We start from the raw sequence: 15,005 nt of genomic DNA, 5'->3' as shown, positions 1-15,005 counted from the left end.
CGACCACCCCGCACCACCGACCCCGGGAGCAGCCCCCAGCATGGCGCGCCGCAGCAGCACCCCCGACGTCCCGCCGGAGGACGTCGTCGAGCGCATCGTCGACATCGACGTCGCCACCGAGATGGAGGGCTCGTTCCTCGAGTACGCCTACTCGGTCATCTACTCGCGCGCCCTGCCCGACGCCCGGGACGGTCTCAAGCCGGTCCAGCGCCGCATCCTGTTCCAGATGTCCGACATGGGCCTGCGCCCGGACCGGCCGTTCGTGAAGTCGGCGCGCGTCGTCGGCGAGGTGATGGGGAAGCTGCACCCGCACGGCGACACCGCGATCTACGACGCGATGGTCCGCATGGCGCAGCCGTTCTCCCTGCGGCTGCCGCTCGTCGACGGGCACGGCAACTTCGGCTCGCTCGACGACGGCCCCGCCGCCCCCCGGTACACCGAGGCGCGCATGGCGCCGTCCGCGCTCGCGATGACGCAGAGCCTCGACGAGGACGTCGTCGACTTCGTCCCGAACTACGACAACAAGCTGACGCAGCCCGGCGTGCTGCCCGCGGCGATCCCCAACCTGCTGGTCAACGGCGCGTCGGGCATCGCGGTCGGCATGGCGACCAACATGGCGCCGCACAACCTGGTCGAGGTCGTCGCCGCGGCCCGGCACCTGGTGCTGCACCCCGAGGCCACGCTCGACGAGCTCCTGCGGTTCGTCCCCGGTCCCGACCTGCCGAGCGGCGGCAAGATCGTCGGCCTGGAGGGCGTGCGGGACGCGTACCGCACCGGCCGCGGCGCGTTCCGCACCCGGGCCACCGCGCGGATCGAGAACGTCACCCCGCGCCGCAAGGGCATCGTCGTCACCGAGCTGCCGTACACCGTGGGCCCGGAGAAGGTCATCGAGAAGATCAAGGAGGGCGTGCAGTCCAAGAAGCTGTCCGGGATCTCGGACGCCCTCGACCTCACCGACCGGCAGCACGGGCTGCGCCTGGTCATCGAGGTGAAGACGGGGTTCAACCCCGAGGCGGTCCTGGAGCAGCTGTACCGGTACACGCCGCTCGAGGACTCGTTCTCCATCAACAACGTCGCCCTGGTCGACGGCCAGCCGCGCACGCTGGGCCTGCGCGACCTGCTGCAGGTGTGGGTGGACCACCGCATCTCCGTGGTGCGGCGCCGGAGCCAGTTCCGGCTGCGCAAGAAGCAGGAGCGCCTGCACCTGGTCGAGGGCCTGCTGATCGCGATCGTCGACATCGACGAGGTCATCCAGGTCATCCGGTCCTCGGACGACGCGGACGCCGCGCGCACCCGGCTGCGCCAGGTCTTCGACCTGTCCGAGCCGCAGGCCGAGTACATCCTCGAGCTGCGACTGCGCCGGCTGACCAAGTTCTCCCGCATCGAGCTGGAGAAGGAGCGCGACGAGCTGCTCGGCGAGATCGAGGCGCTGCAGGCGATCCTCGGCGACGAGACGCTGCTGCGGACCACCGTCAGCGACGAGATGGCCGAGGTCGCCGCCACCTACGGCACCCCGCGCCGGACGATCCTGCTCGAGTCCGCGGGCGGCGTCGCGACCGCCGCCGAGGGCGCGCCCGCGCCGCGGTCCGGCCGGGCCGCCGCGCCCGCGCTGTCCCTCGAGATCGAGGACACCCCCTGCTACGCGCTGCTGTCCGCGACCGGCCTGGTCGCGCGCACCGGCAGCACCGACGTCGAGCTGCGGCCCGCGCCGGGCGCGGGGCGCGCCAAGCACGACGTGCTCGCCGGCGCCGTCCCGACGACCGTCCGCGGCGAGGTCGGCGTGCTGACCTCGCGCGGGGTCGTCCGCCGGGTGTCCGTGCTCGACCTGCCGGGCCTGCCGCCGACCGACGGCGCGCCGAACCTGTCCGGTGGGCTGCCGCTGTCCGAGCTGCTCGCGCTCGACAAGGGCGAGAAGGTCGTCGGCCTGGTGCCCGTGACCCCCGACGCCCCGACGCTCGCGGTCGGCACCGCGCAGGGCGTGGTCAAGCGCGTCACTCCCGGGGAGGCCCCCGCGAACCGCGACTCCTGGGAGGTCATCGGCCTCAAGGACGGCGACGAGGTGGTCGGCTGCGCCACGGTGACCGACGAGGACGAGCTCGTGTTCGTCGCCTCGGACGCGGCGCTGCTGCACTTCCCGGCGGCCTCCGTGCGGCCGCAGGGCCGGCCGGCGGGCGGCATGGCGGGCATCAAGCTCGCCGCCGGGCAGCGGGTCGTGCACTTCGGCGCGCTGCCCGCCGGGTCCGACGCCGCCGACGACGACGAGGGGCCGGTCGTGGTCACCGTCGCGGGCGCGTCCGACGCACTGCCCGGCACGCAGGCCGGTTCGGCGAAGGTCACGCCGTTCTCCCGGTACCCGGGCAAGGGGCGGGCCACCGGCGGCGTCCGGGCGCACCGGTTCCTCAAGGGCGAGGACGCGCTGTTCCTCGCCTGGGTCGGCCCGGCGCCGGCGCGGGCCACGGGCTCGGCGGGCCAGCCGGTCGAGCTGCCGGAGCCGGACGAGCGCCGGGACGGCTCGGGCCAGCCGCTGGCGGCCCCGCCGCTCGCGATCGGCTGACCCGCCCGCCGAGGACCCCCGCCGAGAGCCACCCCCGCCGAGATAGGGCCCCCGCGCCGAGGTAGGACCGCGGGGCGCCCTATCTCGGCGCGACGGCCCTACCTCGGCGACGGGGCGCGGGACGGAACGGCGACGCGCGCGGGCGCGCGCCGGGGCCGCGCGGCGCGGCGAACGACAGCTAGCGCGCGGAGCCCGTGGCAGCGATGCGGGCGCGGACCAGGCCGGACACCTCGACGAGCGAGGCCACCTGCGCCTCGTCGAGCGGCGAGAGCAGCAGCTCGCGCACCAGCACCCGTCGGGTCTTCTGCGCGGCGTGCGCGGCGGCCTCACCGGCCTCGGTGAGGCACACCACGGTGCCGCGCCCGTCCTGGCGGTCCCGGGTGCGCGTGACGAGCCCGCGGCGCTCCATGCGGCGCAGCTGGTGCGAGACCCGGCTGTCCTGCCACTCGGCGGCAGCGGCGAGGTCCTTGGCCCGCAGGCCCGGGTGGCCGGCCGCGAGCAGCGGCTCCAGCAGCTCGAGGTCCGCGACGGACACGCCGGCGTCGGCGCCGAGCCCGCGCTCGAGCGCCGTGAACATCTCCCGGGAGAGTCCCAGGTACATGCGCCAGGTGGCGTCCTCGTCCGCCTGCCCCTGCCCGTCCTCTGGAGCCATGGGCACAGCGTAGGGCCCCGCCGTCGCGCGGCGGGGCCGAACCGCTAGACCTCGATCGTGAACATGACCGCACCGTGCGTGACCTCGTAGCCGAGGCTGGCGTACAGCCCGTGGGCGCCCGAGGGGTTCTCGGTGTCCACGTCGAGCTCGGCGTACTGCATCCCGTCCGCCCGGAACGACGCCATCGCGGCGGTCAGCAGGGCGGGCGCCAGGCCCCGGCCCCGCCACGCCCGCCGCACGCCGAGCAGCTCGGTGTACCCGGAGGTGAAGCCGGCCACCTCCCAGTCGTGCTCGTACCGGCCGGACATCGTGTAGCCGGCCACCTCGCCCGACGCCTCGTCCAGTGCCACGTGGCTCCACTGCGGGGCGAACATCGCGCGGCCCTGCTGCCAGTGCTCGGGCGACCGGGGCTCACTCCCCCAGTGGTCGGCGAACGCCTCGTTGTGCGCCAGCCGCACCGCGTCGTCGAGCTCGGCGGACCACGGCACGATCCGCACGCCGTCGACCGGCCGCGGCTCGGGCAGCGGCCGGGACAGGTCCCGACGCATGTCGGTGTAGTACCGGACCGGGGTGAACCCGGCGCGCGCGTGCAGCGCCAGGGCGTCGGCGCGGTGGTCCTCGAGGAACGCGGCGATCCGGCCGGGCGCGTCCTTGCCGGACTCCGCGAGCTTCTGCCGGGCGCGGGCGGTCGCCCACGCCAGCAGCGCCCGGCCGACGCCCCGGCCGCGCCAGGCCGGGTCGACCCCGCCCGCCTCCCACACCCGGATCACGCGCACGTCGCCGGGCGGCGCGTCGAGCGTGATCCACGCGCGCGGGACGCCGTCGCCGTCGAGCCCCACGCGGCTGTCCCGGGCGGGGTCCTTCCACTCGCCGTCGAACCACTCGGCGACCTCGACCTCGCTGGTGCGGAACGGCTGGGCGTCGGCGGCCTCGATGCGCGCGACCAGCGCGGCCAGGACCGGCACGTCGTCCCGGGTGAGCGGGCGCCAGGTCAGGCCGGTCGCGGCCGGGTCGGGCTCGGGCAGGGTCGCGGGGGCCGCGGCCCGCACCGCCAGGGACGGGGCGGCGGCGGCGGAGGTGTCGGTGCTCTCGGGCATGCGGGACACGGTGCCCGACACCGGCGGGTGGTGTCACGCGGAATCGCGGCCCGGCGCGCGTTCGCGGTGCGGGACGCGGGACCCGCGGGGTCCCGCCGGCGCGGGTTCCGCCGGTGCGGGGCCCCGCGGCGTCAGGCGTCGATCTGCGAGGCGTCCAGCGTCGACGCCCCGGCCACGATGAAGTCCTTGCGCGGCGCGACGTCGGAGCCCATCAGCAGCTCGAAGGTCTCCTCCGCACGCCGGACCACCGCGTCGGCGCTCTCGGCGGCCGGCAGGGTCACCCGGCGCAGGGTGCGGTGCCGCGGGTCCATCGTCGTCTCCGACAGCTGGTCCGCGTCCATCTCGCCGAGGCCCTTGTAGCGCTGGATGTCCTCCTTGTAGCGCTTGCCGGCCTTGTCGAGCTTCTTGAGCGTGGCGGCGAGCTCGGCCTCGGAGTACGTGTACACGTACTCGTTCTTCCGGCTGCCGGCGCCGATGACCTCGATGCGGTGCAGCGGCGGGACCGCGGCGTACACCCGCCCGGCCTCGACCAGCGGCCGCATGTACCGGAAGAACAGCGTGAGCAGCAGGGTGCGGATGTGCGCGCCGTCGACGTCGGCGTCGGTCATCAGCACGATCTTGCCGTACCGCGCGGCGTCGAGGTCGAACGTGCGGCCCGAGCCCGCGCCGATCACCTGGATGATCGCGGCGCACTCGGCGTTGCGCAGCATGTCGGAGATCGACGCCTTCTGGACGTTGAGGATCTTGCCGCGGATCGGCAGCAGCGCCTGGAAGTCCGACGAGCGCGCGAGCTTGGCCGTGCCGAGCGCGCTGTCGCCCTCGACGATGAACAGCTCGCTGCGGGACACGTCGTCGCTGCGGCAGTCGGCGAGCTTCGCGGGCAGGGACGACGACTCCAGCGCCGTCTTGCGGCGGGAGATCTCCTTCTGCTTGCGGGCCGAGACGCGGGCGCGCATCTCCCCCACGACCTTGTCGAGCAGCGCCGCCGACTGGGCCTTGTGCTCGCGCTTCGCGGACGTCATGAGCGCGGTCAGCTCGGAGTCGACGACCTTCGCGACGATGTTCCGCACCGGCGCGGTGCCGAGGACCTCCTTGGTCTGGCCCTCGAACTGCGGCTCGGCCAGCCGGACCGTCACGACCGCGGTGAGGCCCGCGAGCACGTCGTCCTTCTCGATCTTCTCCCCGCCGTCCTTCGCGGAGATCTTCAGCCGGCGGGCGTTGGCCTCCACCTGCTTGCGGATCGTGCGGAGCACGGCGGTCTCGAAGCCCGCCAGGTGCGACCCGCCCTTGGGCGTCGCGATGATGTTGACGAAGGTGCGGACCTCGGTCTCGTAACCCGTGCCCCAGCGCAGCGCCACGTCGACCTCGCAGTCGCGCTGCACCTCCTGGGGGGTCATGTGCCCGCGGGCGTCGAGCACCGGCACCGTCTCGGAGAACGTGCCCGAGCCGGTGAGCTGCCAGGTGTCCGTGACCGGGGCGTCCGGCGCGAGGAAGTCGGCGAAGTCGACCGTGCCGCCGTCGTGCCGGAACACCTCCTCGTGCGGGCCCTCGGCCGCCGGGGTGCCCGGGAGCCCGCGCTCGTCGCGGACGGTGATCGTCAGACCCGGCACGAGGAAGCTGGTCTGCCGGGCGCGGGTCACGAGCTCGTCGTAGGAGAACACCGCCGAGGTCGGGAAGATGTTCCGGTCCGCCCAGTACCGGATGCGCGTCCCGGTGCGGCCCTTGGCGACCTTGCCGACGACCTCGAGCTGCGAGCGCGCGACGAACGGCTCGAACGGCGACTCCGGGCTGCGGCCCGCCGCGTCGTCGAACACCCCCGGCTCGCCCCGGTGGAACGTCATGCGGTGGGTCCTGCCCCCGCGGTCCACCTCGACGTCCAGGCGCTCGGAGAGCGCGTTGACCACCGAGGCGCCGACGCCGTGCAGGCCGCCGGACGCGCCGTACGAGCCGCCGCCGAACTTGCCGCCGGCGTGCAGCTTGGTCAGCACGACCTCGACGCCGGTCAGGCCGGTCTTCGGCTCGACGTCGACCGGGATGCCGCGGCCGCTGTCGCGGACCTCGACCGAGGAGTCGGCGTGCAGCACGATGTCGATGCGGTCGCCGTGCCCGGCCAGGGCCTCGTCGACCGAGTTGTCGATGATCTCCCAGAGGCAGTGCATGAGGCCGCGGGAGTCGGTGGACCCGATGTACATGCCCGGCCGCTTGCGCACGGCCTCGAGGCCCTCGAGCACCGACAGGTGGCGGGCGGTGTAGCTGGACTCGGCGGAAGCGGTCGACACGAGTCCCGAGGGTAATCGGTCGCACCGACAGATCGGCGGCACCATGCCGCCCGGGCCGCCGATCCTCAGCGCGTCGTGCCCGTCCGGTCACGGTGGCGTGTCGGTCGCGTGACGGCCCGGTCACGCCGGGTGAGTTCGCGTACGCGGTGAGCGAACCACCCGGCCTCGACGGGAAGGATCCGGGCCCGGGATGGTTGTATGACAACGTGACGGAGACGATCGAGACCACGAACCCGCTGACCGCAGCCGACCGCTGCGACCGCTGCGGCGCTCAGGCCTACGTCCGCGTGCAGCTGCCCGTGGGCGAGCTCCTGTTCTGCGCGCACCACGCGCGCGAGCACGCGCCGAAGTACTCGCAGGTCGCCACCCACGTGCAGGACGAGACGGACAAGCTGCTCGCCGAGCACGGAGCCGGGGCCGGCGCCGCTCGCTGAGCCGCGCACCGCGCCACCACGACACGACGGGGCCCGTCCGGCAGCAGCCGGGCGGGCCCCGTCGCGTCACCGGCGGCGCCGGCCGCCGGTCCGGATCACCGGCGCAGCACGACCTTGAGCGCGTCGTTCTGCGCCGCGCTGCCGAACACCTCGTACGCCTCGTGCATCTGGCCGAGAGCGAAGGTGTGCGTCCCCATCGACCGGATGTCGAGCGAACCCTCGGCCACCAGGTCGAGCAGCATCGGCGCCGTCACCCCGTCGACCAGGCCCATCGTGATCGTGATGTTCTCGATCCACAGCCGGTCGATCGGCAGCGTGACCGGGTGCCCGTGCACGCCGATGTTCGCCACGTGGCCGTAGGGCACGACCAGGTCGAACGCCGCCTCCAGGGTCTTCGGGACACCGACCGCCTCCATGACGACGTCCGCGCCGCGCCCACCGCACAGGTCCCGGACCTCGTCCTGCCAGCCGTCGGCGTCCGCCCGCACCGCGTGCGTCGCCCCGAAGTCGCGCACCGCCCGGTCCAGGCGGAACGGGTCGAGGTCGACGGCGATCACCCGCCGGGCCCCGTGCAGGTGCGCCGTCGCCATCGCCGCGAGCCCGACCGGCCCGGCGCCGATGCACACGACCGAGTCCCCCGGCGACACCGCCCCGTTGCGGACGCCCATCTCGTAGCCGGTCGGGAAGATGTCCGACAGGAAGATCACCTCCTCGTCCGACAGCCCCGCCGGCACCCGGTGCAGCGAGGTGTCGCCGAACGGGACGCGGACCAGCTCGGCCTGGGTGCCGTCCACGAGGTGCCCGAGCACCCAGCCGATCCCGCCGACCGACTGGCAGTGGCTGGCGCGGCCGACGCGGCAGTAGCGGCAGGTGCCGCAGGAGGTGATCGCCGGCACGACGACCCGGTCGCCGACGACGAACTTGCCCACCGCCGAGCCGACCTCGACGACCGTGCCGACGGCCTCGTGGCCCAGGATGCGACCGGGGGTGACCGCCGGGACGTCGCCGAGCAGGATGTGCAGGTCGGTGCCGCAGATCGTGGTGGTGTCGACCTGGACGACCACGTCCGTCGTGTCGACGACGTGCGCGTCGGGCACGTCCTGCCACTCCTTGCGCCCCGGACCGTGGTACACGAGAGCCTTCATCGCGGGTCCTCCTCCGGCGGGCGCCGTCGCCCGCCTGCCTGGGTCCCCTCGCCGTCGAGGTGACCTTCGTCCCCCATTCACCTCCGGCGGCGGACGACCGAGTGGGACCGAGGTCCCGATCCGGACATCTCGCCGGGGCGCGAGCACGACGAAGGGCCCACCCCCACGGGGGCGGGCCCTTCGTCGTACCGGCTCAGTCCAGGTAGTCGCGCAGCACCTGGGAGCGGCTCGGGTGGCGCAGCTTCGACATCGTCTTGGACTCGATCTGGCGGATCCGCTCACGGGTCACGCCGTAGACCTTGCCGATCTCGTCCAGCGTCTTCGGCTGCCCGTCCGTGAGGCCGAACCGCATCGAGACCACGCCGGCCTCGCGCTCGGACAGGGTGTCGAGCACCTGGTGCAGCTGCTCCTGCAGCAGCGTGAAGCTCACCGCGTCCGCGGGCACGACGGCCTCGGAGTCCTCGATGAGGTCACCGAACTCGCTGTCGCCGTCCTCGCCGAGCGGGGTGTGCAGCGAGATCGGCTCGCGGCCGTACTTCTGGACCTCGACGACCTTCTCGGGGGTCATGTCGAGCTCCTTGGCGAGCTCCTCCGGCGTGGGCTCCCGGCCGAGGTCCTGGAGCATCTGCCGCTGCACGCGCGCCAGCTTGTTGATGACCTCGACCATGTGCACCGGGATGCGGATGGTGCGGGCCTGGTCGGCCATCGCGCGGGTGATCGCCTGGCGGATCCACCACGTGGCGTACGTCGAGAACTTGTAGCCCTTGGTGTAGTCGAACTTCTCGACCGCGCGGATCAGACCGAGGTTGCCCTCCTGGATCAGGTCCAGGAACAGCATGCCGCGGCCGGTGTAGCGCTTCGCGAGCGAGACGACCAGGCGGAGGTTGGCCTCGAGCAGGTGGTTCTTGGCGCGGCGGCCGTCCTGCGCGATCCACTGCAGCTCGCGGCGGGCCTTCGGCTCGAGGTCGTCGCCGATCGCGGCGAGGCGCTCCTCGGCGAACAGGCCGGCCTCGATGCGCTTGGCGAGCTCGACCTCCTGCTCGGCGTTCAGCAGCGCGACCTTGCCGATCTGCTTCAGGTAGTCCTTGACCGGGTCGGCGGTGGCGCCCGCGGTGACGACCTGCTGGGCCGGCGCGTCGTCCTCGTCCCGGTCGGACACGACGAAGCCGGTGTCGGTGGTCTCCTCCGCGGCGGCGGCCGGCGCCTTGGCGGCGGGGGCGCCCTCCGTGTCCGCCTCGGCGTCCTCGGTGGTCTCCTCGTCGGTGGCCTCGTCGCCGGCCTCGAGCTCGGCGTCGTCGATCTCGACGTCCTCGAGGTCGACCTCCTCCTCGTCGCCGTCCTCGTCGGACTTCGCCTTGGTGGCCTTGGTCGCCTTGACGGGCTTCGCGGTGGCGGCCTTGCCGGCGGCCGCCTTCTTGGCGGCCGGCTTGGCGGCCGCGGCGCGCGTCTTGCGGGCGGGCTTCTCGGCCTCGTCGCCGTCCTCGGCCGCGACGACGGCCTTGGCCGACGGGCGGGCCTTCGCGGTGGTCGCCGCGACGGCGCGGGCGGGAGCCGCGGTCGGCTCCTCGATGGTGATGCCGGCGTTGGCCAGACCGCGCACGACGGCCTTCAGCCGCTTGGCGTCCTCCACCTGAGCGGCCTCGCACGCGTGACGCAGCGCAGCGGCGTCGACGCTGCCGTTGGTGCGCCCGGCGCGCACGAGGTCCTGCAGGGCGGGGTGCTCGAACTCACGCGGGAGTGTGGGGGTGGGAGTCTGGGGCGTCACGAATGACCTTTCGGCAGCAAGGGACCCGGTTCGGCGCATCGGGTACCTCGATATTGTACCGGCCCGCACCCACCGCGGGATGCCCCCGGACGGGCGGCGAGGCCTCGGTCCGGCAGGCCGGATGACCTGTCGTAGGTGCTCAACGCGCGAGGCCCGCCGAGGATTCCCGCGGCGGGCCCGTCGTGCCGGCCCGGGCCCGGCCCGGGCGTGTCCCGGTCCCCCGGGCGTGTCGACCGCCGGGCGGGCCGGTCCCCGCCGCGGTCAGCTCGGGTCGGGCTTGACCGCCAGCACCGGGCACGGGGAGTCGAGCAGGATGCGCTGGGCGTTGGCGCCGAGGATCAGCTTGCCGACCGGGCTGCGGCGGCGCAGGCCGATGACGATGAGGGTGGCGTCCGTCTCCTCGGCGGTGCCGATGAGCGTCTCCGCGACGTCCCGGCCCCCGGTCACGACGCGCACGTCGTGCGGGACGCCCCGCGACTCGAGCGAGGCGCGGACCTCGTCGAGGGCGGCGGCGAGCTCGTCCTTCTGCTCGTCGGTCTCGTCCCCGCGCTCGCTCACGACCACGACCAGCGGCTCCGACCTGCGGACCGCCTCGCCCGTCGCCGCCGCGAGGGCGGCACGTCCCTCGACGGTCGCCAGGTACCCGACCACGATGCTCATGTGTGCTCCTCGCACGTGCGCTGTGCGTCCTCGGGCGCGCACCGGTGCGCCGTCGCGCGGGTGCGGGCCGTGGACCGTGGTCCGACCGTACCGGAAGGGGTCGGGGCGCACGACCGGTCCCGGGGCGCTCAGCAGCGACGACGCACCCACCCCGGCGGCAGGCCAGCGCCGAGCGCGCGGTCGAGCAGCTCCGCGAGCCGGTGACCCGGGTCCTGGTCGAGGGCGCGCTCGACCAGCACGGACGCCCGCACCGCGTCGCCGTCCCACCACGCCAGCAGGGCGAGCAGGGTGAGCGCGGGCGCCTGCCGGTCGCGCCGGCCGTGGGCGACGACCCGTTCGAGAGCCGCGCGCCCGGCGTCCGCGACGTCCTCGCGAGGCTCGCGGCCGCGGACCGGGTCGACCAGCAGGTCCAGCGCCGCGCGCACCCGTGCCGACACCGCCCGGGCGTCGGCCGCCCCGGGACCCCCGTCGGCCGCGTCCTCCTCGGCACCCGGCCACCCCGGCTCGGCGGAGCCCTCGTCCGCGTCCGGCCCGTCCCCGGCGTCCGGCCCGTCCCCCGCGTCCGGCCCCTCCCCGGCGTCCGGCTCGTCCGGCCCGGTCCCCGCGTCCCGCCCCACCTCTCCCCCGCGCTGGTCCGCGTCGTCCGGCCACGCCGCCCCCACCTTCGTCCCCCCGGCCGAGCCCGTGCGCACCAGCGCGTCCGGCAGCGCGGCGTCCTCCGGGGCGACGAGCGTCAGCACCACCGCGTCCCGCACGACGGGGTCGAGGAGCGCGGCCTCGACCCGCCCGAGCTCGGCGGACGGGACCTGGACCGGCTCCCCGGCCGCCGCGAGGACGGCCCGCCACGCCGCGAGCGAGCGCTGCCGCCACCGGAGCACGGCCTCGGGGCCGTCGGCGCGCAGCAGGGCGTCGAGCCAGCGGGAGCGCGCGGCGGCGGCGGAACGACGCCGGCCGGGGGTGGCGGGCCGCACGAGCCCCAGCTCCTCGCGCGAGCCGGCGACGCCGCCCCGCCGGGACACGAGCCGGCCGGCCAGGTCCCCGCCGGACAGGTCGGCGAGCGGCCGCCCGCCGACGGGGCAGCAACCGCGATCCCGGCAGTCGAGGCCGAGGTAGCTGCCGCGGTCGACCGACCAGGTCGTCACCGGCCCGACGCCGGCCACGCCGCGGCGCAGCACCTCCGCGGCACGTGCCCCGCGCGACCCGGACCGGGCCCGCAGCCCGCGCTCTGCGTCGCGCGGGTCGCCCTCACCTGCGTACAGGACGACGACGACCTCGGCGGTGCCGTCGTCGTGCAGGTGGTCCGCCAGAGCCGCGGCCAGCTCCGCGCCGTCCGGGCGCAGGAGATCGGGCAGGTCGACCCGCGCCACGAGCCCGACCCGGTGGCCGGGCGGCCGGAGGCCGACGAGCACGGCGGAGTCGCGCGGCTCGAAGCCCAGGAGGTAGGGCACCAGCGCGAGCAGCTCGCGCGGGTGCCCCAGCCGGAGCGTGGTACGGGGGACGGGGCCGGCGCCGGACAGCGGGTCCGGCCGGGGCGTGGTGGTCGTCATGCCGCCCACCCGACCCCGGCATCCCCAGCACCCGCCACCGTCACCCACCCGTCCTGGGGACGGCGCACCACCCACCCCCCTGTGGAGGAGTCGGCACCCGCTCGTGGAGCGGCGCTACTGTGGCGCCCGTGCTCCGCCGTCCCACCGCCGCCGCCCTCGTCCTCGCCGTCGTGGCGGCCGGCTCGGCGGGCTGCACCGCCGACGGCGGCGCCGCCCCGACCGCGTCCGCGACCGCCACCGCCCCGGCTCCCGCACCGACGGAGTCGCTGCTGCCCAGCCCGACGTCCACCGGCTCGTCGGTCGGGGACCTGGCGGCCGGCTTCCCGTCCGACCTCGTGCAGCCGCCCGAGGGCAGCGAGATCCTCGTGTCGAGCGCCGAGCCCGACGCGGCGACCGGGCTGACCACGATCAGCCTGAACCTGCGCAGCCCGCTCGCGACGGACCAGCTGGTGCAGGCGGTGCGCGACCAGCTGGTCGCAGCAGGCTTCGCGGAGACCGTGGTCGACCCGGGCACGACCGGCCTGGCCGCGTCGTCGACGTTCGTGCGGGGGGACGCCGGCGCGGAGCTGCTCACGCTGGGCGTGCTGGACCGCGACGGGGTGCGCACGCTGACGCTGGGCGGGACCGTCCGGCTCTGAGGCCCTACGCTCGCCGGGTGAGCACCGCCCCCGCACTCGTCGACGCCGAGGACCTCCGCACCCGGGTCGACGCCCTGCTCACGGAGCACGTCGAGGCGCTGCTCCCCGAGCTGGTCGCCTCCGGCACCGGAGCCGCCCCGCTCGCGGAGGCCCTGAGCCACATGCTGGCCGGGGGCAAGCGGCTGCGGGCCGCCTTCTGCTGGTGGTCGTGGCGCGCGCACGGCGGCGACCCGGCCTCCGCCGAGGCGGACGCGGTGCTGCGGGTCGGTGCCGCGCTGGAGCTGTTCCAGGCGGCGGCGCTGTTCCACGACGACGTGATGGACGACTCGGACACCCGGCGGGGCAGGCCGGCGGCGCACCGCCGGTTCGCCGCGCTGCACGCCGAGCGCGGCTGGTCCGGCGACCCGGACCGGTTCGGGGAGTCGGCGGCGATCCTGCTCGGCGACCTGGCGCTCGTGGCGAGCGAGCGGGAGTTCGTGCGCGCGGTCGCGGACCTGCCGGCGGACCGGCGGGCGGCCGCGCACGCGGTCTTCGAGCGCATGCGCACGGAGGTCACGGTCGGGCAGTACCTCGACCTGCTCGCGGAGGTGCGGCCGTGGGGCGAGGACCCCGAGGCGGACGAGCGGCGCGCCCGCGAGGTCATCGTCGCGAAGGCCGCGCGGTACAGCGTGGAGCACCCGCTGGTGCTCGGTGCCGTGCTCGCCGGTGCCGACGAGGACGCGCTGGCCGCGACCGCCGCCTACGGCCTGCCGCTCGGCGAGGCGTTCCAGCTCCGCGACGACCTGCTCGGCGTGTTCGGCGACCCGGCGACGACGGGCAAGCCCGCCGGCGACGACCTGCGCGAGGGCAAGCGCACCGTGCTGGTGGCGCGCGCGATGGCGCACGCCCGCGCCGCGCAGGACGCGGGGCTCGCCGACGCGCTGCACGCCGGGCTGGGCGACCGCACCCTGGACGACGCGGCGTGCCGTGCGCTCGCCGACCGGATCGAGGCGAGCGGCGCCGTGGCCGACGTGGAGGCGCTCATCGCCGACCTGAGCGGGCGCGGGTTCGCCGCGCTCGCCCGGGCGGAGCTCACCGAGGACGGCCGGGCGATGCTCGTCGCCCTCGGGCACGCGGCGGTCGACCGCCGGGCCTGACCCGGGGCCGCCGGCCGGTCTACAGCAGCGCCTGCGCCCGCCGCCGCACCTCGGTCTTGTGCCCGGCGCGGAGGGCGTCCACCGGGCGGCCGGGCAGCGTCTCGTCGGGCGTGAACAGCCAGGCGATCGCCTCGGCGTCCGACATGCCGACGTCGCCCAGCACCGACAGGGTGCCCTGCAGCGACGCGAGCACCGCGGACGTGCCGGCCGCCTCGGGCTCGCCGTAGCCGTCCGGCGCCGTCGCGGGGTTGCGGGCGTCGGCCGGAACGAGGAACGCGGCCGGGACGCTGAGCACCGGCGGGTCGCCGCGGCGGACGCCCGCGAGGCGGCGCTCCTTCAGCAGCCGGCGGACCTTCCCGGCGTCGACGCCGAGCTCCTCCGCCACGTCGGGCACGGTCAGCCAGGACTCGACCAGGTCATCGGGGGTCTGCGCAGTCACGCGGGCCAGCCTACTGACGCGCGGGGCGGCCACGCGCACGACGCGGCGTTCCCCCTGGTGGCGCACGCCTCTCGCTCCGGAGTGTGAGGAATGCGTCCGAAATGTCCTGGTCAATGCACCAAATGGTCCCGCCGGCTTCCCACCTCCCGGCGAGTGCACTACCGTCACAGTGTTCACACCAGTCACACGAGCCACACCCGTCACGCGCTCAGCAGCGCGTACCGCCACCGCTCCACGTCGTCTCAGCACCAGGGGTTCCCACCATGTCGCAGCCCGCCCTCGCCCTCACGGACCAGGCCGCCCGCTCCCAGGGCACCCCGGCCCGCGCCGCGGGCCGCCGTGGCCGGCGTCTCGCCACCAGCACCGGCGCGCTGGCGATCGCCGCGGTCGCGGCGACCGCCGCGGCCCCCGCCGCGCACGCCGACGAGTCCTACACGGTGCGCTCCGGGGACACGGTGAGCCACATCGCAGCGAGGTACGGCACGAGCGTGACCGCCGTGCGCACCGCGAACGGCCTGAACGGCAGCGCGTTCATCCGCGAGGGGCAGCGCCTGACGATCCCGACCTCCGGGAGCGCCGCCGCCCCGGCGGCCGCCGCGGCACCCGCCTCGGCCGGCGGGTCGCACACCGTCGCCTCCGGCGAGACCGTCTCCGCCATC

At 75.3% G+C, this 15,005-nt stretch carries 13 protein-coding genes; 5 read left to right on the top strand and 8 right to left on the bottom strand.

Annotated elements, in window-relative coordinates; translation table 11 throughout:
- The first annotated feature begins 40 nt into the window (after window positions 1-40).
- Complete coding sequence (locus FS882_RS17690; protein ID WP_158375041.1) at window positions 41-2,554, top strand: DNA topoisomerase (ATP-hydrolyzing) subunit A; 2,514 nt, start codon at window positions 41-43, stop codon at window positions 2,552-2,554.
- Window positions 2,555-2,732: 178 nt separating this feature from the next.
- On the opposite strand, the gene FS882_RS17685 is transcribed toward FS882_RS17690, so the two are convergent.
- The 3 genes from FS882_RS17685 to FS882_RS17675 all read right to left on the bottom strand — a co-directional run bounded on the left by FS882_RS17685 (window position 2,733) and on the right by FS882_RS17675 (window position 6,627).
- Window positions 2,733-3,206: a MarR family winged helix-turn-helix transcriptional regulator gene (locus tag FS882_RS17685; protein WP_158375039.1), complete on the bottom strand. Its 474-nt coding sequence runs from the start codon at window positions 3,204-3,206 to the stop codon at window positions 2,733-2,735.
- A gap of 44 nt (window positions 3,207-3,250) precedes the next feature.
- The gene (locus FS882_RS17680) at window positions 3,251-4,303 is read right to left on the bottom strand and encodes a GNAT family N-acetyltransferase (RefSeq protein ID WP_158375037.1); all 1,053 of its coding nucleotides are present in this window, start codon (window positions 4,301-4,303) and stop codon (window positions 3,251-3,253) included.
- A gap of 131 nt (window positions 4,304-4,434) precedes the next feature.
- Window positions 4,435-6,627 (bottom strand): type IIA DNA topoisomerase subunit B, encoded by a 2,193-nt coding sequence (locus tag FS882_RS17675; protein WP_410053298.1) that lies wholly within the window; start codon window positions 6,625-6,627, stop codon window positions 4,435-4,437.
- Window positions 6,628-6,788: 161 nt separating this feature from the next.
- On the opposite strand from FS882_RS17675, the gene FS882_RS17670 reads away from it, so the two are divergent.
- Window positions 6,789-7,016, top strand: coding sequence for a hypothetical protein (locus tag FS882_RS17670; RefSeq protein ID WP_230323286.1), 228 nt, complete (start codon window positions 6,789-6,791; stop codon window positions 7,014-7,016).
- 95 nt (window positions 7,017-7,111) lie between these two features.
- Here FS882_RS17670 and FS882_RS17665 read toward each other — a convergent pair whose 3' ends face one another.
- The 4 genes from FS882_RS17665 to FS882_RS21680 form a co-directional block, all read right to left on the bottom strand.
- Window positions 7,112-8,161 (bottom strand): zinc-binding dehydrogenase, encoded by a 1,050-nt coding sequence (locus FS882_RS17665; RefSeq protein WP_158375033.1) that lies wholly within the window; start codon window positions 8,159-8,161, stop codon window positions 7,112-7,114.
- 193 nt (window positions 8,162-8,354) lie between these two features.
- Window positions 8,355-9,965 (bottom strand): RNA polymerase sigma factor, encoded by a 1,611-nt coding sequence (locus FS882_RS17660; RefSeq protein WP_158375031.1) that lies wholly within the window; start codon window positions 9,963-9,965, stop codon window positions 8,355-8,357.
- Between the two features lie 222 nt (window positions 9,966-10,187).
- Window positions 10,188-10,586: a universal stress protein gene (locus FS882_RS17655; RefSeq protein ID WP_158375030.1), complete on the bottom strand. Its 399-nt coding sequence runs from the start codon at window positions 10,584-10,586 to the stop codon at window positions 10,188-10,190.
- A 128-nt stretch (window positions 10,587-10,714) separates the two neighbouring features.
- Window positions 10,715-12,133: a DUF4192 domain-containing protein gene (locus FS882_RS21680; protein WP_158375028.1), complete on the bottom strand. Its 1,419-nt coding sequence runs from the start codon at window positions 12,131-12,133 to the stop codon at window positions 10,715-10,717.
- A 128-nt stretch (window positions 12,134-12,261) separates the two neighbouring features.
- Between FS882_RS21680 and FS882_RS21675 the strand changes: the two genes are divergently transcribed.
- Together FS882_RS21675 and FS882_RS21670 are read left to right on the top strand one after the other, a co-directional pair.
- On the top strand, window positions 12,262-12,771 hold the full coding sequence (locus tag FS882_RS21675; protein WP_158375026.1) for a hypothetical protein: 510 nt from the start codon (window positions 12,262-12,264) through the stop codon (window positions 12,769-12,771).
- A gap of 17 nt (window positions 12,772-12,788) precedes the next feature.
- Window positions 12,789-13,907, top strand: coding sequence for a polyprenyl synthetase family protein (locus tag FS882_RS21670; RefSeq protein WP_158375024.1), 1,119 nt, complete (start codon window positions 12,789-12,791; stop codon window positions 13,905-13,907).
- 19 nt (window positions 13,908-13,926) lie between these two features.
- On the opposite strand, the gene FS882_RS17635 is transcribed toward FS882_RS21670, so the two are convergent.
- The gene (locus FS882_RS17635; RefSeq protein ID WP_158375022.1) at window positions 13,927-14,346 is read right to left on the bottom strand and encodes a helix-turn-helix domain-containing protein; all 420 of its coding nucleotides are present in this window, start codon (window positions 14,344-14,346) and stop codon (window positions 13,927-13,929) included.
- Window positions 14,347-14,609: 263 nt separating this feature from the next.
- Here FS882_RS17635 and FS882_RS21665 point away from each other — a divergent pair.
- Window positions 14,610-15,005: LysM peptidoglycan-binding domain-containing protein (locus tag FS882_RS21665; protein WP_262348390.1), on the top strand; the 396-nt coding region annotated here is incomplete at its 3' end.

Origin of the sequence: Cellulosimicrobium cellulans (assembly GCF_007679345.1) — a bacterium.
GTDB lineage: Bacteria > Actinomycetota > Actinomycetes > Actinomycetales > Cellulomonadaceae > Cellulomonas > Cellulomonas cellulans_A.
Note: the sequence above shows the minus strand (reverse complement) of the source record. Positions and strands in the feature narration are given on the sequence as shown.

Bases quoted from the DNA above. Each gene is read 5' to 3' on its own strand.
- FS882_RS21680 (WP_158375028.1), bottom strand. From the start codon at position 12,133: ATGACGACCACCACGCCCCGGCCGGACCCGCTGTCCGGCGCCGGCCCC.
- FS882_RS17685 (WP_158375039.1), bottom strand. From the start codon at position 3,206: ATGGCTCCAGAGGACGGGCAGGGGCAGGCGGACGAGGACGCCACCTGG.
- FS882_RS17660 (WP_158375031.1), bottom strand. From the start codon at position 9,965: ATGCGCCGAACCGGGTCCCTTGCTGCCGAAAGGTCATTCGTGACGCCC.
- FS882_RS17690 (WP_158375041.1), top strand. From the start codon at position 41: ATGGCGCGCCGCAGCAGCACCCCCGACGTCCCGCCGGAGGACGTCGTC.
- FS882_RS17675 (WP_410053298.1), bottom strand. From the start codon at position 6,627: ATGGTGCCGCCGATCTGTCGGTGCGACCGATTACCCTCGGGACTCGTG.
- FS882_RS17655 (WP_158375030.1), bottom strand. From the start codon at position 10,586: ATGAGCATCGTGGTCGGGTACCTGGCGACCGTCGAGGGACGTGCCGCC.
- FS882_RS17680 (WP_158375037.1), bottom strand. From the start codon at position 4,303: ATGCCCGAGAGCACCGACACCTCCGCCGCCGCCGCCCCGTCCCTGGCG.
- FS882_RS17665 (WP_158375033.1), bottom strand. From the start codon at position 8,161: ATGAAGGCTCTCGTGTACCACGGTCCGGGGCGCAAGGAGTGGCAGGAC.